Source organism: Mumia sp. ZJ430 (assembly GCF_011751845.1).
GTDB lineage: Bacteria > Actinomycetota > Actinomycetes > Propionibacteriales > Nocardioidaceae > Mumia.
Genome location: NZ_JAAHFK010000003.1, coordinates 21,399 through 39,816, shown reverse-complemented (window position 1 = coordinate 39,816; position 18,418 = coordinate 21,399). Strand labels below are relative to the sequence as shown.

Annotated in this window: 17 protein-coding genes; 12 read left to right on the top strand and 5 right to left on the bottom strand. The window is 71.4% G+C overall.

The annotated features are described in order from the left end of the window. Nucleotides 1–58: 58 nt before the first annotated feature. Nucleotides 59–568, top strand: a complete 510-nt coding sequence (locus tag HCT63_RS12395) for a hypothetical protein (protein WP_167005139.1) — start codon at nucleotides 59–61, stop codon at nucleotides 566–568. On the opposite strand, the gene HCT63_RS12390 is transcribed toward HCT63_RS12395, so the two are convergent. Continuing rightward, on the bottom strand, nucleotides 552–833 hold the full coding sequence (locus tag HCT63_RS12390) for a helix-turn-helix domain-containing protein (protein WP_167005136.1): 282 nt from the start codon (nucleotides 831–833) through the stop codon (nucleotides 552–554). The two genes, HCT63_RS12395 and HCT63_RS12390, sit on opposite strands and share 17 nt — an antisense overlap. Before the next feature lie 205 nt (nucleotides 834–1,038). Between HCT63_RS12390 and HCT63_RS12385 the strand changes: the two genes are divergently transcribed. From HCT63_RS12385 to HCT63_RS12350, 8 genes are read left to right on the top strand one after another with little or no spacing between them, the layout of a single operon-like run. Next, nucleotides 1,039–1,620, top strand: a complete 582-nt coding sequence (locus tag HCT63_RS12385) for a hypothetical protein (protein WP_167005134.1) — start codon at nucleotides 1,039–1,041, stop codon at nucleotides 1,618–1,620. Then, complete coding sequence (locus HCT63_RS12380; protein WP_167005131.1) at nucleotides 1,617–2,864, top strand: hypothetical protein; 1,248 nt, start codon at nucleotides 1,617–1,619, stop codon at nucleotides 2,862–2,864. Before HCT63_RS12385 ends, HCT63_RS12380 begins: the two co-directional genes overlap by 4 nt. Nucleotides 2,865–2,873: 9 nt before the next feature. Next, complete coding sequence (locus tag HCT63_RS12375; protein ID WP_167005129.1) at nucleotides 2,874–4,340, top strand: wax ester/triacylglycerol synthase family O-acyltransferase; 1,467 nt, start codon at nucleotides 2,874–2,876, stop codon at nucleotides 4,338–4,340. Then, entirely contained in the window at nucleotides 4,337–4,666 is a 330-nt protein-coding gene (locus tag HCT63_RS12370; protein WP_167005126.1) for a hypothetical protein, read from the top strand. Before HCT63_RS12375 ends, HCT63_RS12370 begins: the two co-directional genes overlap by 4 nt. 38 nt (nucleotides 4,667–4,704) lie before the next feature. Then, nucleotides 4,705–4,905 (top strand): hypothetical protein, encoded by a 201-nt coding sequence (locus tag HCT63_RS12365; protein WP_208322428.1) that lies wholly within the window; start codon nucleotides 4,705–4,707, stop codon nucleotides 4,903–4,905. Continuing rightward, complete coding sequence (locus HCT63_RS12360; RefSeq protein ID WP_243843015.1) at nucleotides 4,902–6,005, top strand: glycerate kinase; 1,104 nt, start codon at nucleotides 4,902–4,904, stop codon at nucleotides 6,003–6,005. The genes HCT63_RS12365 and HCT63_RS12360 overlap by 4 nt, the downstream gene beginning before the upstream one ends. A 9-nt stretch (nucleotides 6,006–6,014) precedes the next feature. Then, nucleotides 6,015–6,728, top strand: coding sequence for a hypothetical protein (locus HCT63_RS12355; RefSeq protein ID WP_167005122.1), 714 nt, complete (start codon nucleotides 6,015–6,017; stop codon nucleotides 6,726–6,728). Beyond that, complete coding sequence (locus HCT63_RS12350) at nucleotides 6,725–7,198, top strand: RDD family protein (protein ID WP_167005119.1); 474 nt, start codon at nucleotides 6,725–6,727, stop codon at nucleotides 7,196–7,198. The genes HCT63_RS12355 and HCT63_RS12350 overlap by 4 nt, the downstream gene beginning before the upstream one ends. Nucleotides 7,199–7,231: 33 nt before the next feature. On the opposite strand, the gene HCT63_RS12345 is transcribed toward HCT63_RS12350, so the two are convergent. Next, on the bottom strand, nucleotides 7,232–7,726 hold the full coding sequence (locus HCT63_RS12345) for a DUF2505 domain-containing protein (protein ID WP_167005117.1): 495 nt from the start codon (nucleotides 7,724–7,726) through the stop codon (nucleotides 7,232–7,234). A 90-nt stretch (nucleotides 7,727–7,816) separates the two neighbouring features. Here HCT63_RS12345 and HCT63_RS12340 point away from each other — a divergent pair, with 90 nt between their 5' ends. The 3 genes from HCT63_RS12340 to HCT63_RS12330 all read left to right on the top strand — a co-directional run bounded on the left by HCT63_RS12340 (nucleotide 7,817) and on the right by HCT63_RS12330 (nucleotide 14,686). Then, nucleotides 7,817–12,586 (top strand): NAD-glutamate dehydrogenase, encoded by a 4,770-nt coding sequence (locus tag HCT63_RS12340; RefSeq protein ID WP_208322471.1) that lies wholly within the window; start codon nucleotides 7,817–7,819, stop codon nucleotides 12,584–12,586. 85 nt (nucleotides 12,587–12,671) lie between these two features. After that, on the top strand, nucleotides 12,672–13,574 hold the full coding sequence (locus tag HCT63_RS12335) for an ABC transporter ATP-binding protein (protein ID WP_167005111.1): 903 nt from the start codon (nucleotides 12,672–12,674) through the stop codon (nucleotides 13,572–13,574). After that, nucleotides 13,571–14,686, top strand: a complete 1,116-nt coding sequence (locus HCT63_RS12330) for an ABC transporter permease (RefSeq protein WP_208322427.1) — start codon at nucleotides 13,571–13,573, stop codon at nucleotides 14,684–14,686. Before HCT63_RS12335 ends, HCT63_RS12330 begins: the two co-directional genes overlap by 4 nt. A gap of 86 nt (nucleotides 14,687–14,772) precedes the next feature. On the opposite strand, the gene HCT63_RS12325 is transcribed toward HCT63_RS12330, so the two are convergent. From HCT63_RS12325 to HCT63_RS12315, 3 genes are read right to left on the bottom strand one after another with little or no spacing between them, the layout of a single operon-like run. Beyond that, nucleotides 14,773–16,764, bottom strand: coding sequence for a hypothetical protein (locus HCT63_RS12325; protein WP_167005109.1), 1,992 nt, complete (start codon nucleotides 16,762–16,764; stop codon nucleotides 14,773–14,775). Nucleotides 16,765–16,824: 60 nt separating this feature from the next. Further along, on the bottom strand, nucleotides 16,825–17,583 hold the full coding sequence (locus HCT63_RS12320) for an amino acid ABC transporter ATP-binding protein (RefSeq protein ID WP_167005106.1): 759 nt from the start codon (nucleotides 17,581–17,583) through the stop codon (nucleotides 16,825–16,827). Then, nucleotides 17,583–18,407, bottom strand: coding sequence for an amino acid ABC transporter permease (locus HCT63_RS12315; protein ID WP_167005103.1), 825 nt, complete (start codon nucleotides 18,405–18,407; stop codon nucleotides 17,583–17,585). The genes HCT63_RS12320 and HCT63_RS12315 overlap by 1 nt, the downstream gene beginning before the upstream one ends. Between the last annotated feature and the right edge of the window lie 11 nt (nucleotides 18,408–18,418).

The window sequence follows — 18,418 nt, the reverse complement described above, 5'->3', positions numbered from 1 at the left end:
TGAAGGACGCAGTCAATCGTTCATCCACAGAGCCTGGGGAATCGCTAGAGTGCTCGCCATGCCGTGGGACGACCGATTCGTGGCGTTGGAGCACGACCTCGCGCTCCAGGCGGAGGGCGAGGCCCACGCAGAGCGCGACCAAGAGATCAGCGACCTTGCTGCGGAGCGTTCGGCTCAGCTTCCGTGGGCCGACCGGTGCCTGGGGCTTGCGGTGACGATGCGCGTCGTGTCGGTCGGCACGATCCGCGGCGAGCTGGCGATGGTGACCGCGGACTGGGCGCTGGTCCACCACGACGCCGTCACGGACTGGGTCGTCGCGCTGCGCGACGTCGTCGCAGTGGTGCCGAGCGAGGGCACGCCGCGCACGTCACGAGGCGAGGTGCAGCGGCGGATGACCTGGCGTCAGGCGTGGGGCGCGCTCGTCCGCGACCGCGACGAGGTGCACGTGCTCCGCCGCGACGGGTCGAGCGTCCGCGGAGTCCCGGTGGTGACGGGGCTCGACCACGTTGAGATCGCGGGCGAGATCATGCCGTACGACGCCGTCGTGGCGATCAGGTGTCCGCGTTGACGCCGGACTCGGTCCGCGCGTCGGCCTCGGTCTCCTCGTCGACGAACGGGTGGGCGGCGATGTGGTCGCGCGTCGCGGTGTACTGGTCGGTGATGTAGCGCTCGAGCGCCTCGCTCTCGACCCGCCACACGCCGCGCCCGCCGACGCGGATCGCGGGCAGGTCCCCGCGGCGTACGAGGGCGTAGACCTGCCGCTCGGAGACGTTGAGGATGTCGGCCACGTCCGAAAGACGCAGGAATCGGGGTGACTCGGATCCGACGGGCATGTGCTGATTGTGCCAGTCGACCTCCCGGGGATCAGCCCGTGCCGCGACGGACTGTGGACAACGGGTGGACGCGCGGGCATCGGATGCGGCATCAATAGGCTCCATGCTGACCCTCTCGCAGCGCACCGACTCTGTGCGCGCGGACACTCGCCGACTTCAACGGCCACGCTGGACCCATCCCCGCGCCCTCGGAGGAGTCGCCCTGGTGGCGATCTGTGTCGTGCTCGGCGGCCTGCTCATGGCGCGCGTGTCGGAGACGACCGAGCTCTGGGCACTGCGGGCCGACGTCCGTGCTGGCGAGCCGGTGCGCGTGGACGATCTGGAGCGGGTCGACGCCCGGCTCGGGGGCGACGCGCGCGCCCACTACCTCGCCGCGAGCGAGACGGACGCCCTCGTGGACAGGGCGGCGTCGGCGGTGTGGGGCCGTGACATGGCCGCGGGCGAGCTCGTTCCCGACGCCGCACTCGTGGACGCGTCCGTCAAGGGCGGCGTCGAGCTGCCGCTGCAGGTGTCGCACGCCTCCGTCCCCGACGATCTCGGCGAGGGGCACCGGGTGGACGTCTGGGTCGCTCCCGGCGAGTCCTCCGTCGAGTCGACCGCCGAGGCGCGCCGGGTCCTCGACGACGTCACGGTCGTCGCCGTCCACGGGGCCGGCACGGCCTGGGGAGACTCGACCATGCGCGGCATCGTCGTCCGCGTCGACGACGAGGACCTGCTGCCCCAGGCCCTCGCCGCGCTCGACTCCGGCACCGTCACCCTGGTACGACGTGGCGGGGCCGACGCGTGAGCGTCCCGGTCCTCATCGCCGCGGGCGACGCCGCGTGGGAGGCGGAGCTGGTCTCGGCTGCGGTCGAGGCACGCGGCATCACCGTCGTCCGCCGCTGCGTCGATGTCGCTGACGCCGTCGCCACCGCCGTCAGCGGCGCGGTCGCGCTCGCGCTGGTGAGCGTGGAGCTGCCCGGCCTCGACCCTGATGCAGTCGAAAGGATCGCGCGCCGCGGCGTGGTCGTCGTCGCGATCGCGCCCGACGCAGGCATGCACGAGGCCGCACGGATCGCCGCCGCGCTGGGCATCGAGGCCGTCGTGCCGCTCGGTCGGCTCGCGAGCGTCGTGACACTCGCACGCCGCGGCGACGCAGGGGCCGACCCTCGGCCAGGCGGAGCTGTCGCGACCGGGGCAGCGACGGAGGCCGCCTCCGCGACAGGCTTCCCGCTCGACGCCCCGCCTCGAGAAGGGCGGCTCACGGCGGTCTGGGGGCCGGCCGGCTCGCCGGGGCGCAGCACGGTCGCACGCGGCCTGGCGGCCGAGCTCGCTGCGCGCGGTCGTCGCACCGTGCTGGTGGACGCCGACGTCGATGGCGGCACGCAGGCCGCCGCGCTCGCCCTCCTGGACGAGGTGAGCGGGCTGCTCGCCGCCGCCCGGGACGCCAACGGAGCGGTCCTCTCGACTGGGGCGCTCGCCGGCCACCTCCGCTGGATCGGTCCCGAGCTCGGCGTCCTCACGGGGCTGCCCCGCGCGGAGCGATGGCCCGGTCTGCGGGCGACCGCCTACGAAGGGGTCCTGGCGACCGCGCGCGACCTCGCCGACGACGTCGTCGTCGATCTCGGCTTCTGTCTCGACGACACGGGTGAGCAGGGCTTCGACGGGGTCGCGCCACGACGCACCGCCGTCGCGCGGCACACCCTCGCGACCGCCGACGAGATCGTGCTCGTCGGTCTCCCCGACCCCGTCGGCCTGTCGCGCCTCGCGCGGGCGGTGCTGGACCTGCGCGCCCGGTGCGACGTCGAGGCGACGGTCGTCGTGAACCAGATGCGGTCGACGCTCGGGTGGAGCACACACGAGGTCGGCGAGGCCGTCGAGCGGTTCACGGGTGTCATCCCCACAGCGTTCCTCCCGTATGACCGCACGGCGCTCGACCACTGCCTCGTGCACGGCCTGACGTCGTACGAGGGAGCAGCCGGGTCGGCCTTTCAACGGGCGGTCTCACGATTGGCAGACGATCTCGGCGCTCGAGCTCACGAACTGGCGTAACCTGTGCCCGTGCCCCGACGTCTCGATGCGCTCGACGTGACGTTCCTCGACGAGGAGACGTCGGCCACGCCGCGCCAGGTGATGACGCTTGCCGTCGTCGCGCCGGGCGAGCGGCCCTTCGACTACGACACGCTCGTGCAGGTGGTCAACGAGCGGATCGGGCTGGTGCCCCGCTACCGCCAGCGTGTCGCCGCCGTTCCGGGCGGGATCGGTTCTCCGGTCTGGGTCGACGACGCGTCGTTCGACCTGTCGTACCACGTCCGGCGCTCCGCACTCCCGAGTCCCGGCTCCAACGCCGCGCTGCGCGAGCTGGTCAGCCGTCTCATCGCGCGACGCCTCGACCTGACGAGGCCGCTGTGGGAGGCCTACTTCATCGAAGGGCTCGAAGGCGGTCGCTGCGCCGTCCTCATCAAGTCGCACCAGGCGCTCGTCGACGGCTCGGTGACGGTCGACCTCGCCCAGGTGCTCCTCGACGAGAGCGCGCACGACCGCGATGTCCCGTCCGACGGTTGGAAACCACGCTCCGAGCCGGGCGGAGCGTCGCTGGTCGCGGGGTCGCTCGTCGACGCTGCCCTCGACCCGCGTCGTGCGGCGAGTCGGCTGAGGTCGGGGTTCGACAAGGTGCAGGCGCGGGTCGGCAAGGTCGTCCAGACGCTCCCGGTCGTCGGCCCGGTCGCCGCCGATGCCCCCGGTCCGTTCAGCGGTAGGCTCAGCCAGCACCGTCGCTACGTCACCGTGAGCACGCGCCTCGACCAGTACCGCGGGGTGCGCGACGTGCACGGCGGCACGGTCAACGACGTGATCCTGGCGACGATCGCCGGGGGGATCCGGGGCTGGATGCTCACGCAGGCCGAGCCGGTCAGCGACAAGACCCGCCTGCGCGCCATGGTGCCGATGTCGGTCGCCGCGCCCGACGGGGTCCCCACCTCGTACGGGTCGACGGTGCGCGGTCACCTGCTGTCGCTGCCGGTCGGCGAGACGAACCCGGTCGTCCGCCTGCACCAGGTGTCGTACGCGCTCAAGGCGCACCGCGAGACCGGCGTCGCGGTCGCCGCCAACACCCTCGCGTCGCTGCCTGGGTTCGCCCCGACGACGTTCCACGCCGTCGGCGCACGCGTGGCCGAGACGCAGGCGCACCACCCGTACGATCTGATCGTGACCAACGTCCCGGGCCCGCAGGAGCCGATGTTCATGGGGGGAGCTCAGATCGTCGAGACGTACCCCGCGATCCCGCTCTCGCACGGCCGCACGCTGTCGATCGGCATCACCTCGTACGCGGGAGGTGTCTACTACGGCCTCGTTGCCGACCGCCAGGCGGTGCCTGAGGCCGACATCCTCGGACAGTGCCTCGAGGAGGCGCTCGCCGAGCTGGTCGAGACGGCCAGCCCGACCCGGCAACGGGCTCCTCGTGGCGGCCTCGCTCCCGTCTGGGACCAGCACGCGCCGAGCGTGGACGACGCCGGCAGCACCGCATGAGCGTGCGCGCCTATCTGGCGGTTGACCCCGCGGCGCTGCGCCGGCTCGCGGGCGACGAGAGGCTGCCTGCCGACGCGTACGAGGGTGTCGTGGCGGCCAGCGACGACGAGCAGGACGAGTACGACGCGATGGCGGTCGCGGGCGAGATCGCAGAGGAGCGGTGGGGGACCGTCCTCGTGCTCGCGATCGAGGCACCCGGGGGGGCTGGCAGCGAGATGAGCAGTCCGGTCGCGCTGCGAGACGTGGAGGCGATCCACGTCGGGGACGAGCTCGCGTGGTACGCGACGCAGGAGCTCGACGACGTCCTGGCCGCCCTCGGCGACTGACCCGCGGTGCCGCGGGAGTGACCCGGGGTCGGGAAAGAGTGACCCGCGAGCGTCAGGGCGGCATGATGGGCGACGGGCACGTCGACTTCGCGGCGTTCACCCGCGCGGTCGCCGCGACCGGTTACGCCGACGACGTGGAGGTCGAGATCGTCAACGCCGACGTATGGGCAGCAGCCGGGGAGGACGTGGTCGAGACGATGGCACGACGCTACGCCGAGCTCGTCGAGCCGTACCTGTGACGCGGGTCCTCGTCGCGCCGGACAAGTTCAAGGGCTCGGCGGACGCGGCTGAGGTCGCGTCCGCGCTCGCCCGAGGCCTCCGTACGGCCGGGGCCGAGGCCGTGGAGCTGCCCGTGGCCGACGGCGGCGACGGCACGGTCGCTGCCGCGCTCGCCGCGGGCTGGGCGCCGGAGACGGTCACCGTCAGCGGGCCGACCGGTGAGCCGGTGGCGACCACATTCGCGCGGCGCGGGGCCGACGCGGTGGTCGAGATGGCGGACGCCTGCGGGATGCGGCGGCTCGACGGGCCGCTCGCGCCGATGACGGCCAGCTCGCGCGGGCTCGGCGACGTGATCGCGGCCGCGATCGCGGACGGGGCCACGCGTGTCGTCGTCGGGATCGGCGGGAGCGCCTCGACCGACGGCGGCGCGGGCCTGATGAGCGCCCTCGGTGCGCGCGTGCGCGACGCAGCCGGGGCGCCGGTGCCCGCCGGGGGCGCAGGGCTGGCGGACGTCGCCTCCCTCGACCTCGACGGACTCGACCTGGCGGGCGTGACGCTCGAGGTCGCGTGCGACGTGGACAACCCGCTGACCGGACCCGAGGGTGCGGCGGCGGTCTACGCCCCGCAGAAGGGCGCCGACCTCGAGCAGGTCCGTACCCTCGATGCCGGACTCACCCGGTGGGCCGACGTCGTCGCGTCGACGACCGGACGCGACCTGCGCGACGCCGCGGGAGCTGGTGCTGCGGGCGGTGTCGGGTTCGCTGCGGTCGCGCTGCTCGGAGCCCGGCTGCGGTCGGGGGCCGATCTCGTGCTCGACCTCGTCGGCCTCGACGCGGCGCTCGACGAGGTCGACCTCGTGATCACCGGGGAGGGAGCGTTCGACGAGCAGACCCTGCGCGGCAAGGCGCCCGCGGTGGTCGCCGGACGGGCCCGGGCGCGTGGCGTGCCCGTCGTGGTCGTCTGCGGCCGGACGACGTTGTCGCCCGCTCGGGCCCGCGCCGAAGGGTTCGCCGAGGTGCTCGCGCTGACCGACCTCGAGAGCGATCCCCACCGCTGCATGGCCGACGCGCCGCAGCTGCTCGAACGCATGGGCCGCGCCGTGGGGGCGCGTTTCCTCTAGATTCGACTCGTGCAGGACCACGTCGTACGGCTCGTCGACCTGGCCGTCGGCGCGACCGTCGCCGTGGCGGTCCCTCTCGTCGGCGCGGCCCGAGCGCTCGCCCCGGGGGCGATCCATGTCGGGCGCCGCCTGGCGTACCCGCCGTTGGTCCCGCTCGAGCTCGCACCCGGCACCGTCGCGCGGCTGCTGGTCGTCCGCGGACGGGCGACGCGGCTGCTCGCGCAGGAGGTGCTGGTCCAGCGTGCCCGCGCCGCCGTGCCCGTCGTGGTCGACGAGGTGCTCGACCAGATCGACTTGACGCGGCTCGTGCTCAACCGTGTCGACCTCGCGCATGTCGTCGTCACCGCCCTGGACGAGCTGAACCTCACCGCCGTCGTGACCGAGCATGTGGACCTCGGCCAGGTCGTCAGCACCGCGCTCGACCAGCTCGACCTCACCGAGGTCGTCCTCGACCGTGTCGACCTCCAGCGCGTCGTCACGCACGTCCTCGACGGGCTCGACCTGACGGCGCTCGTGCGCGAGAGGGTCGACCTCGACGCCCTCGCCAACGAGGTGATCGACGACGTCGACCTCCCCGAGATCATCCGTGACTCCTCCAGCGGCATCGCTGCCGACCTCGTCATCGAGGCGCGTACGGGGGCGGCGACGGCCGACGAGGTCGTCGCGCGTGCCGTCGACCGGGTGCTCGTGTGGCGTCGTCGCCGCGAGGGCGGTCCGCGATGAGCCCGGCGGCGCATCCGGTCGGGCCGGGCGCGCAGCTGCAGGGGCAGCCCGCCGGCGTCGTGACGCGGGTGATCGCGGGCGGGCTCGACTACATGCTCGTGGGGCTGTGGTCGGCGGGGGTGTACGTCGGCGTGGCGGCGCTCAGCTTCCTCTACAACCCGGTCGAGTGGCAGTGGCCGCGATGGTCGTTCGGGGCGGTGCTGATCCTGGGGGCGCTGTCGATGGTGACCTATCTGACCGCGACGTGGGCCACGAGCGGCAAGACGCTCGGCGGTCAGGTGATGGGCACGCGGGTCGTACGGGACGGCGAGCGGGTGCACGTCCTGCGTGCGCTGGCCCGCGCGGTCGTCGTCGTGGCGTTCCCGATCGGGCTGTTCTGGTCGGCGGTCGACGTGCGCGCGCGGTCGGCGCAGGACCTCGTGATACGCACGTCGGTCGTCTACGCCTGGCGTACCGACGTCCGTCCCTGAGGCGCCGACGCACGGCGGTGACCGTACGGGCGGTCAGCCTTCGGCGAACCGCGCCTGGCCCGCCTCGGACTCCACGCGCAGGGCGGCGACGATGGCCTTCGCGACCTCGGGCTCGACCTTCCTGCCGATCAGCGGGATCTTGACCTTGAGGTCACCCTCGACGACCAGCTCGGCGCCCGATGCCGTCGGGTGGATCGCCATCGTGCCGTCCATCGACGCAGGCTGGCCCTTGATCGTCAGCCGGACGGTGCCAGCACGGGAGCCGTCTGCAGCGGCGGGGCCCCAGGTCTCGATCTGGCGGACCTCGACCGTGTCGCCGGTCAGCCGCTTGATGAAGTCCGGCATCTCCGCCGGCATCGTCCGGTCGATCTGGACCTGAACCTGGTCCTCCTGGTCGTCCACCGAGACCTCGTACGCGATGGCGTGCATCTTCTCGCACACCTCGGCACGGAACTCGTCGTCGCGGATGATCGAGAAGACCTGGTCGGGAGTGGCGCCGGGGTAGTCGGCGATCTCGTGCAGCCTCATGCCGGACATCATCGCAGGGAGCCTCGAGAATGGCGCCAAGTAGTGTGCAGAGAGTCACAACGATGTGCACGAAGGAGTCCGATCTTGTCCATGGAGGAAGGCGACCTGCCCCCCGACGTCACCGATGCGCTGGTGGAGGCCTACTACCAGCACGTCCCTGCCGAGGAGCGCAAGGAACGACCGCCAGAGGCGTTGAGGGGCGCGGCCACGAGCCACGCCCGGCTCGCCGCAGTCAGAGCGCCGGGGGAGACCCTGCTGAAGGTGTGGCAACCAGATGCCGACACCGACGGGTGGGATGCGCGGGGGCACCTGGTGCTCCAGGTCGTCACCGACGACCGTGCGTTCCTGGTCGACTCGACGACCGGGTTCCTGACGAGGGAGGGGTTCGGAGTCGACTGGCTCGTCCACCCGCAGCTCGAGGTGGTCCGCAACGGCGCGGGCCAGCTGGAGTCGGTCGGGATCGCCGGTGGCGAGTCCGCGCCGGGCGCGGTGCGCGAGTCGTGGATGTACCTCGAGCTCGACCGCAGCGACCGTCCCGACATCGAAGAGGTGATCAGCGAGGGCGTACGAAGGGTCCTGTACGACGTCGAGCTCGCCAACGATGACTGGGACCCGATGCGCTCGCGTGCGCACGAGATCGTCGCCGAGCTGCGGTCGACGCCGCCGGCCGGCATCTCTGCCGACGAGGCCGCCGAGGCGGCGCTGCTGCTGGGCTGGCTCGCGGACGACAACTTCACCTTCCTCGGCTATCGCGAGTACGACCTCGCGGGTGAGCCGGGCGACGAGAAGCTCCGCTCCGTCCCCGCCAGCGGGCTCGGGATCCTGCGCAACGAGCGGCGCGAGAGCGCATCCTTCTCCCGTCTCCCTCCGCGTTCGCGCGCGCGGGCGCGTGAGAAGACAGTGCTCGTCATCACCAAGGCCAACTCGCGCTCGACCGTGCACCGGACCAGGTATCTCGACTACATCGGCATCAAGACCTTCGACGCCTCCGGCGAGGTCGTGGGGGAGCGTCGCTTCCTCGGGCTGCTCGCGTCGTCGGCCTACACCGGCAGCATCACCCGCATCCCGATCCTCGACCGCAAGGTCGACGCGGTCATCTCTGGCCTCGGGTACGACGCCGACAGCCACGCGGCCAAGGAGATCCTCGACCTCCTCGAGACGTATCCGCGCGACGAGCTCTTCCAGATCCCGGTCGAAGGACTCTCGGAGATCGCCGAGGCGCTGATCCACCTCCAGGAGCGTCGCCACGTCCAGCTGTTCGTCCGGCGCGACCCGTACGACCGGTTCCTGTCGTGCCTCGTCTATCTCCCGCGCGACCGCTACACGACCAACGTCCGGCTCACCATCGAGGAGATGGTGGCCGAGCGGGTCGGCGGGGACCCGATGATCGACTACGGCGTGTGGGTGAGCGAGTCGCAGCTCGCCCGCGTCCACCTGGTCGTCCGCCCCCGCCCGGGCCAGGAGCTCGGCACCGTGGAGGCGGCGGAGCTGCAGGGTGAGGTCGCGGCCGCAATCCGGTCGTGGGAGGACTCGCTGGGAGCGGCCGTCGACCGGCGTTTCGGCGAGGCGAGCACGACCTCCGTCCTCGCTGGCTTCCGCGACGCGTTCCCTGCGGGCTACAAGGAGGACGTCGACGCGGCCGACGCGGTCGACGACGTCCTCGCCGCCCGCGAGCTGCTCAGTGGCGAGGACCAGATCGTCGTCCACGTCGAGCCCGACCCGCGGCACGACGACCCCCATCGGCTTCGTGTCCGGCTGTACACCCGCGAGCCCGCCGCGCTCACCGACCTGCTCCCCGCGTTCGCCTCGCACGGTGTCGACATCCTCGACGAGCGGCCGTACGAGCTGGCGACGAGCGAGCCGGTGTGGGTGTACTGGTTCCGGGCCCGCTCGCACGTGCTCACCGACGAGTCCGGCCGTACGCGGCTGACCGAGGCGTTCGCGGCGTGCTGGGACGGCCGCGCGGAGGTCGACGGGTTCAACCGGCTCGTCCTCGGTGCCGACCTCGACTGGCGCCAGGCCGTCGTCCTGCGGGCGTACGCACGCTATCTCCAGCAGGCGGGGACGCCGTTCAGCCTGGAGTCGATCCAGGCCGTGCTCCTGGCCGAGGCCGGCGTCGTCCGGCTCATCCTCGACCTGTTCCAGGCCCGCTTCGACCCCTCCGTCGACGACTCCCGCCGCGAGTCGCTGACCGAGGAGGTCGAGGCCGACCTGCGCGAGCGGCTCGAGGCGGTCGAGGGACTGGACACCGACCGCGTCCTGCGGTCGTACCGGACGCTGGTCCGCGCGACCGTACGCACGAGCTTCTACCAGCGCGACGAGGACGGTCGCCCCCGGTCGTACGTGTCGTTCAAGCTGTCGCCGCGCGACATCGCCGACCTGCCCGAGCCGCGGCCCGCGCACGAGATCTTCTGCTACTCGCCGCGGGTCGAGGGTGTGCACCTGCGGTTCGGGGCCGTCGCGCGCGGCGGTCTGCGCTGGTCCGACCGGCGCGACGACTTCCGTACGGAGGTCCTCGGCCTGGTCAAGGCGCAGATGGTCAAGAACGCCGTCATCGTGCCGGTCGGGGCGAAGGGCGGCTTCTACTGCAAGCAGCTCCCCGATCCTGCCGATCGTGAGGCGTGGCTCGCCGAGGGCGTCGCCTGCTACAGGACGTTCATCTCGTCGATGCTCGATCTCACCGACAACCGCATCGGCGGCGAGGCGGTCCCGCCGCCGGACGTCGTCCGCCACGACGGCAACGACACCTACCTCGTCGTCGCCGCCGACAAGGGGACGGCGACGTTCTCCGACATCGCCAACCAGATCGCGGCCGACTACGGCTACTGGCTGGGCGACGCGTTCGCGTCGGGCGGCTCGGCGGGCTACGACCACAAGGCCATGGGCATCACCGCGCGTGGCGCGTGGGTGTCGGTCCAGCGGCACTTCCGCGAGATGGGCGTCGACTGCCAGCGCGAGGACTTCACCTGCGTCGGCATCGGCGACATGTCCGGCGACGTGTTCGGCAACGGGATGCTGCTGTCGGAGCACACGCGGCTGGTCGCCGCGTTCGACCACCGGCACATCTTCGTCGACCCCGACCCGGAGGCGGCACCGTCGTTCGAGGAGCGCAAGCGGTTGTTCGCCTTGTCGCGCTCGAGCTGGGCCGACTACGACGCGAGCCTCATCTCCGAGGGCGGCGGGGTGTTCCCCCGTACGGCTAAGTCGGTGCCGATCAGCGTGCAGATGCGCAAGGCGCTGGGGATCGATGACGACGTCACCGCGATGAGCCCGCCGGAGCTGCTCCGGGCGATCCTCATGGCACCGGTCGACCTGCTCTGGAACGGCGGCATCGGCACGTACGTCAAGGCGTCCTCTGAGTCGCACGCGGACGTCGGCGACAAGGCCAACAACGCCATCCGGGTCAACGGCGATCAGCTGCGCTGCAAGTGCGTCGGCGAGGGCGGCAACCTCGGACTCACGCAGCTCGGGCGCATCGAGTACGCGTTGACGGGCGGTCGGATCAACACCGACTTCATCGACAACTCCGCCGGCGTCGACACGAGCGACCACGAGGTCAACATCAAGATCCTGCTCAACCAGGTCAGGGCGCGCGGCGACCTTTCCTCGCAGGAGCGCGACACCCTGCTCGCGTCGATGACCGACGAGGTCGCGCGGCTCGTCCTGACCGACAACTACGACCAGAACGTGTCGCTGGCGGGCTCGGTCGATGCCGCGGTCAGCCTGCTGCACGCGCACGCGAGCTGGGTCGCTCGGCTGGAGCGCGGGGGCTACCTCAACCGTGCCCTGGAGTTCCTGCCCGCCCCGAACCAGATCGCGGAGCGTCGCTCGCAGGGTGTCGGGATGACGGCGCCAGAGCTTGCCGTGCTGATGGCGTACACCAAGATCGTGCTCGAGGAGGAGCTGCTCACGTCCGACATCGCCGACGACCCCTACTACCGGGGGCACCTGTTCGGCTACTTCCCGAGCGCGCTGCGCCAGGAGTATCGCGCCGACATGGCCGAGCATCCCTTGCGCCGCGAGATCGTCGTGACCGCGATCGTCAACGAGATGGTGAACCGTGCGGGCATCTCGTACTTCCACCGGCTGTCGGGGGAGACGGGCTCCTCGGCTGCCGAGCTCGCACGAGCGCGCTCGATCGCCAGCGAGATCTGTGGCGAGGGGGCGCTGCTCGAGCGGGCGAGCCAGCTCGACAACGTGGTGCCGGCCGACGTGCAGGAGGTCATGCGCAGCGCGGTGCAGGCGCTCGTCGAGCGGACGTCGCGATGGCTGATCAACCACCGCCGGTTCGCCGACGTCGAGGGCAGCGTCGACTACTTCGGGACGGCGGTGCAGAGCCTGCTGCGCGACCTGCCCCGGCTGATGGTCGGTCGTGAGCATGCGCTGTGGCGGGGGAGGGCCGACGCGCTCGCCGATGCGCACGTCCCGACCGACGACGCGGAGACCTTCGCCGCGCTCGCGCCGGCCTACGGGGCGATCGAGATGGCCGACATCGCCCTGTCGACAGGGACGGTGGCGACGACCGTCGCGGAGCTGTTCTTCGAGCTCGGCGAGCAGCTCGGGCTGGATCGTCTGGCGCACCGCATCCAGGCGCTCCCTCGCGACGACAGGTGGCGCTCGATGGCCCGTGCCGCGCTGCGCGACGACCTGCTCGGCGTCCAAGGACAGCTTGCCCGCAAGGTGCTGAGCTCGACTGATCCCGAGTCATCCGCGCACGACCGCGTGCAGGAGTGGGGCGCCACGGAGGCCTCGGTGCTCGAGCGTGCAGAGGAGACGCTCGAGGAGATCTGGGGGGAGGACACCCCGGATCTCGCGCGCCTCTCAGTCGGCCTCCGGGTCGTGCGCACGCTGCTCACGTGACGGGAGCGCGTGAAACGGGTTGACCCCGTCCCTTGCTCTATGGTTCATTACTTCAGTAATGAACCAATGATCAGAGGGTGGAGACATGGGGCTGAGAGTCGAGGCGCACGACCTCGTCAAGAAGTACGGCGAGGTACGTGCTGTCGACGGGATCACCTTCACCGTTGAGCCCGGGGAGTTCTTCGGACTCCTCGGGCCCAACGGTGCGGGCAAGACGACGACGCTGGAGATCCTGGAGGGCCTGCGCCGACCCGACGGGGGCCGGGCTCTCGTCGACGGGATGGACCCGGCGCGTCGCGACCCGCGGATCCTCGGGCGGATGGGGGTGCAGCTGCAGGCCTCGGCGTTCTTCGAGAAGCTGAGCGCGCGTGAGCAGCTCGACACGTTCGGCGCGTTGTACGGTGCGCCTGCCACGCGTACCGGCGAGCTGTTGGAGCTCGTCGGACTGACGGAGCAGGCGGCGATCCAGGCCGACAAGCTGTCCGGCGGCCAGAAGCAGCGGCTGTCCATCGCGTGCGCGCTCGTCAACGATCCCGATCTCGTCTTCCTCGACGAGCCGACGGCGGCGCTCGATCCGCAGGCGCGGCGCAACCTGTGGGACGTCCTCGCGCGCCTCAACGAGTCGGGGCGGACAGTCGTGCTCACGACGCACTACATGGACGAGGCGGAGATCCTGTGTGATCGGGTCGCGATCGTCGACCGCGGAAAGATCCTCTCGATCGACTCCCCGGCCGCGCTCGTACGAGGCCTCGACCTGCCCGTGCAGATCAGCCTCGCGCCGGGCACGCTCACCCCCGAGCAGGCCGCCGCCCTCCCGGGTGTGGAGTCCGCCGCGCTCGAGCAGTCCGCCGTACGGGTCTCGACCCGCCGGCCGGCGCTCGTCCTCACCGCCCTGGCCGAGCGTGATGCCCTCGAGGGCCTTTCGGTACGAGGCGCCACCCTCGAGGACGTCTTCCTCGACCTGACCGGACGGGAGTACCGCGCATGAGCGCCCCCACCACCGAGCGTCCGGCGAAGGCTGCCGCGGCACCCAGCCGCGGCCGGCCCTTCCGCAGCCTCGCGATCGCCATGGTCAAGGGATTCCTGCGTGACCGGATGGCGCTGTTCTGGGCCGTGGTCTTCCCGCTGATGTTCCTCTTCCTCTTCGGCGGTCTGCTCGGCGACGCCAGCGTCCCCCGCAGCGACGTCATCCAGGTCGGTGCCGTGCCGCTCCTGGACGACGCCGATGCGGCGACGCAGGCAGCGATCGACGAGACCCTCGACATCGAGGACGGCGACGACCGTGACGCGGCGATCGCCGAGGTCCGCAAGGGCGATGCCGACGCCGTCGTCACGATGGACGGCGACTCCCTCGTGCTGTGGTACTCGGCGGCCGACCAGGTCACCGCCGGCATCGTCCAGGGCACCTTCAACAACATCGTCCAGGCGGCCAACGCCGCCGCGTCGGGCCAGCCGCCGACGTACACGCTGGCGCCGGAGCAGGTCGAGGACGAGTCGCTCAGCGCGATCCAGTTCTTCACCCCGTCACTGCTCGGCTGGGCGATCGCGATGGGCGCGACGTTCGGGGCGGCCGCCAACCTCGTGCTGTGGCGACGCAACGGGCTGCTGCGCAGGCTCAGGCTGTCGCCGGTCCCGACCTACGCGGTGGTGGGCGCCCGGGTGGTGACCGCGCTGATGCTCGCCGGGATCCAGATGGTGATGTTCCTCGTCCCCGCGGTCGCGTTCATGGGGCTGGAGCTGACGGGCTGGTGGTGGATCTCGGTGCCGTTGCTCGCGGCGGCGACGCTCGCGTTCCTTGCGCTCGGCCTGCTCATCGGTTCGTTCAGCAAGACCGAGGAGGGGGCGACGGGCGCGGCGAACTTCGTCATCTTGCCGATGGCGTTCCTGTCGGGCTCGTTCTTCCCGCTGGACGGGGCTCCGGCGTGGATCGTGGCGCTCTCGAACGTGCTCCCGCTCAAGTGGGTCAACCAGGGCATGCTCGACGTGATGGTGCGCGGCGAGGGGCCGTCGGCCGTCGTCGTGCCGATCCTCGCGCTGCTCGCCTTTGCACTGGTGCTCGGAGCGCTCGCGACGCGGTTGTTCCGCTGGGAGAAGGCCTGAACCTAGCCGGAGTTGCGGACGCCGAGCCACGCCTCTTCGGTTGGCTCGGTGTCAGCAACCTTGGCTTGGTGAGCGTGCCGCGCCCGTCAGGGGGCGTCGTCGGAGTCCGTGGGCTCGCTCGGGCCGTTCGGGCGGGGCGCGCCGTTGCGCGGCGCCTCTGTACGGGGGCGCAGCGGGAACACTTGCGCGTCCTCTCCGAGGTCACGCGGGCCCGGCGGCTCGAGATAGCTCGGGTGCGTCGGACCCTGGTTCGGGTCGTACGCGATGTCGTACGCCGTCGGCACACCGGGCTGGTGAGCCTCGCGGGCGCGTCGAGCGCGACGGCGTGCCAGTGCGTCGCCCTCTTCGCGGAGCCGGTCTTCCTCGGACTTCGGGGCAGGCTCCGGAGCGTTGGGCACGGAGTCGAACCTGATCGCCGGATACTCGGCCGTCGGCAGCTCGTCCTCGTCGAGCGGCGGCAGCGGCGGCAGCGGGGCAATGTGTGCGAGCGCCGCCTGCGACCCGGTTGTGTCCGGCCGCGAGTCGTCGAAGACCGGGAGGTCGAAGCGTGTCTCCTCCTGCGCGCGTGCGAGCCGGTACGCCGCCTCGGTGTCCGCGATCCCCGCGAGCGGGTTGCCGCGCGGCATGGGATCGACCGAGGACAGCCGGACCTCGCTCGGCGGAGCCGGAGGCTCGGGATCGTCGTCCGGAGGCTCGGGCTCGGGCGCGGGCGCGGGATCCGGCGGCGGTGCCGGAGCAGGGGTGGGGACGGGGGTGGGCACCGGCCCGCTCCCGGTCACGGGCACGGTCGGCTCGTCGTCCGGCCCCTTGACCGGGACGTTCGCGCGTCGGCGGCCGGCGGGTCGTAAGGGCTCCGGCTCGGGCTCCCCCACGAATGCCGGCTCGGGCTCCGGGGCGGGCTCGGGCGCTCGCTCTGGCTCGACCTCAGCCGCGGGTTCGGGCTCGGGTTCGGGTTCGGGCTCGGGCTCGAACACAGGCTCCGGCTCCGGCTCCGGCTCTGCCGCAGGCTCCGGCTCCGGCTCGGGTTCGACCTCAGCCGCGGGCTCGGGTTCGGGCACCGCTTCGGCCACGGGCTCGGCCACGGCTTCGGGCTCTGGCTGGGGTTTGACCTCAGCTGCGGGTTCCGGCTCGGGCACCGCTTCGATCGCGGGCTCCGGGTCGGGTTCGACCGCGGGCTCCGGCTCCGGTTCCGGCTCGACCGCGGGCTCGGGTTCGACCTCAGCCGCGGCCTCGACCCCGACCTCGATCTCCGGCTCGTCGACATCGAGATCGGAGTCGTCGTGCTCCTGCGCCTGGGTGGCCAGCCGCTCGGCCTCGTCTGCGAGCCGCTCGGCCGAAGCGGTCGCCCGTGCCGTCAGGGCCGCGACGAGCTCGTCCTCGTCCGGGCGCAGCAGCTCGAGGCGCCGCTCGACCTCGCTGCGAACGCTCGGGTGAACACGGCCCGTGAAGCGGTCGTCGAGGTAGGACGGGCGGTCGGGTGCGTCGGACAGCCGCTCGTCCTCGCGGTGCAGCTTCAGCTCGAAGGTCGCGAGCTCGGTGTACGGGTCGAGCACGTCGGCGACCTCGTCGTCGAGGAGCCGGCCGTCCGCGGGCTCGACGTGACCGAGCTGACGCGCGCGGCGCTCCTCGATGATCGCCAGCTGGTCGCGCGCGAGCTCCAGCCCGTTGCGCAGGCGCTCGACGTACGACGCCATGGACGCGACGACCGAGACGGCGTCGGCGACCTCCTTCTCGGTGGCGAGCTGGCGCGCCAGTGCCGTACGGGCGAGGTCGTCGAAGACCGCGGCGCCACTGATGTTGCCCTCGATGCGCAGCTCCGAGGCGTGGTAGGCCGCGGTGGCCGCCTGGACGCCCCAGTCGTCGGCGGTCTGCTGGTCCTCGGCCCGGTCGTGCTCGGTCAGACGCTTCGCCGCGAGCGCACTCGCGAGCGTGTCCTCGGCCTCGGCGATCGTCGTCGCGTACGCCCGAGCGAGGGCGAGGAAGAGCGACTCCGGATCGGCGGAGTCGTCGATCAGCGTCGAGACGTCGGCCTGCGCGAGTGCGGTCACGCGGCCGAGAACGGACTGCTTCTCAGCCATGCTTCGTCTCAGCCATGCAGGGTCCTCCCAGGAGTCTGTCGAGGGTCGACTATCTCGCAATCAGCTCGGGCTGACGTGCGTGGGGTCGAGGACACGGCGCAGGAACTCCTTCGTGCGAGGCTCCTTCGGGCTCCCGATGACATCGTGCGGGGTGCCCTGCTCGACGATCACTCCACCGTCCATGAAGACGACACGGTCGGCAACCTCGCGCGCGAACGCCATCTCGTGCGTGACCACCAGCATCGTCATGCCCTCCTCGGCCAGCTTGCGCATGACCGTGAGGACCTCGCCCACCAGCTCCGGGTCGAGCGCCGAGGTGGGCTCGTCGAAGAGCATGAGGTTGGGCGCCATCGACAGCGCGCGGGCGATCGCGACGCGCTGCTGCTGCCCGCCCGACAGCTTCGCCGGGTAGGCGTCGTGCTTGTCGGTGAGCCCCACGCGGTCGAGGTTCTCCTCGGCGATCTTGCGGGCTTCCTTCTTGCCCCGCTTGAGCACCGTCTGCTGGGAGACCATGCAGTTGCTCAGCGCCGTGTGGTGCGGGAACAGGTTGAAGCTCTGGAACACCATGCCGATGTGCCGGCGGGCGGCGTCGATGTCGCAGTCGGGATCGGTGAGGTCCTCGCCGGCGACGAGGACCGTGCCGCTGCTCGGCTCCTCCAGCAGGTTGACACAGCGCAGCAGCGTCGACTTGCCGGAGCCCGACGGACCGATCACGCAGACCACCTCGCCGGGGGCGACCTCGAAGTCGATCCCGCGCAGGACGTGGTTGTCGCCGAAGGACTTGTGCAGGTCGCGGATCTCGACGAGTGCGTCGGACATCAACGTGCCTTTCCTGCGTTGGCCTCGAGCCGGCGGACCAGCATCGAGAGCGGGAGAGTGATGATGAGGTACGCGATGCCGGCGACGACCAGTGGCGTCACGTTGACGTTCTGGTTCGCCAGCTCGCGTCCGAACTTCGTGAGCTCGTAGTGCTCCTTGGACAGCCCGATGATGTAGACCAGCGACGAGTCCTTGACCAGCAAGATCAGCTCGTTGGTCAACGGCGGCAGCATCGTACGGAACGCCTGCGGGAGGACGACCTTGCGCATCGCCTGGCTGGACGTCATGCCGAGCGAGCGGGCGGCTTCGACCTGGCCCTTGGGGACGGCCTGGATGCCGCCGCGGATCGTCTCCGCGAGATAGGCGCTGCCGACGATGCCGAGGGCGAGCCAGACCGTGCCGTACGGGTCCCATGGGATGCGCATGCCCGGGAAGGCCAGCGGCAGCAGCGTGAAGACGAGGAAGACGATCAGCGCGGGCAGGCCGCGGAAGAACTCGATGTAGATGGTGGCGATCCACCGGTACGGGCCGATCTGCGAGAGCCGCATGATCGCGAAGATCGTACCGACGACGATGCCGAAGACGAAGGCGCCGAGGGTGTAGACGATCGTGTTGAAGAGCGCGTGGCCGAGCCCGCTCGTGATCGTCTTCTCGACGAGGTCGGGCCGGAAGAAGACGTCCTTGATCTGAGGCCAGTCCGCGAACAGCACGGCGGCGGCGATGAGCAGGACGAGGACGGTGTACTGGACGGCCCGGATCCGCTGAGCCCGCTTGCGCGGGCTCAGCGGACGACGGGTCGGAGCCAAGTCGGTGGGGGTGCTCATGGCTCCCTTAC

Bases quoted from the DNA above. Each gene is read 5' to 3' on its own strand.
- HCT63_RS12370 (WP_167005126.1), top strand. From the start codon at position 4,337: ATGAGCGTGCGCGCCTATCTGGCGGTTGACCCCGCGGCGCTGCGCCGG.
- HCT63_RS12320 (WP_167005106.1), bottom strand. From the start codon at position 17,583: ATGTCCGACGCACTCGTCGAGATCCGCGACCTGCACAAGTCCTTCGGC.
- HCT63_RS12345 (WP_167005117.1), bottom strand. From the start codon at position 7,726: ATGAGGCTGCACGAGATCGCCGACTACCCCGGCGCCACTCCCGACCAG.
- HCT63_RS12390 (WP_167005136.1), bottom strand. From the start codon at position 833: ATGCCCGTCGGATCCGAGTCACCCCGATTCCTGCGTCTTTCGGACGTG.
- HCT63_RS12315 (WP_167005103.1), bottom strand. From the start codon at position 18,407: ATGAGCACCCCCACCGACTTGGCTCCGACCCGTCGTCCGCTGAGCCCG.
- HCT63_RS12325 (WP_167005109.1), bottom strand. From the start codon at position 16,764: ATGGCTGAGAAGCAGTCCGTTCTCGGCCGCGTGACCGCACTCGCGCAG.
- HCT63_RS12350 (WP_167005119.1), top strand. From the start codon at position 6,725: ATGAGCCCGGCGGCGCATCCGGTCGGGCCGGGCGCGCAGCTGCAGGGG.
- HCT63_RS12340 (WP_208322471.1), top strand. From the start codon at position 7,817: ATGGAGGAAGGCGACCTGCCCCCCGACGTCACCGATGCGCTGGTGGAG.
- HCT63_RS12395 (WP_167005139.1), top strand. From the start codon at position 59: ATGCCGTGGGACGACCGATTCGTGGCGTTGGAGCACGACCTCGCGCTC.
- HCT63_RS12330 (WP_208322427.1), top strand. From the start codon at position 13,571: ATGAGCGCCCCCACCACCGAGCGTCCGGCGAAGGCTGCCGCGGCACCC.
- HCT63_RS12335 (WP_167005111.1), top strand. From the start codon at position 12,672: ATGGGGCTGAGAGTCGAGGCGCACGACCTCGTCAAGAAGTACGGCGAG.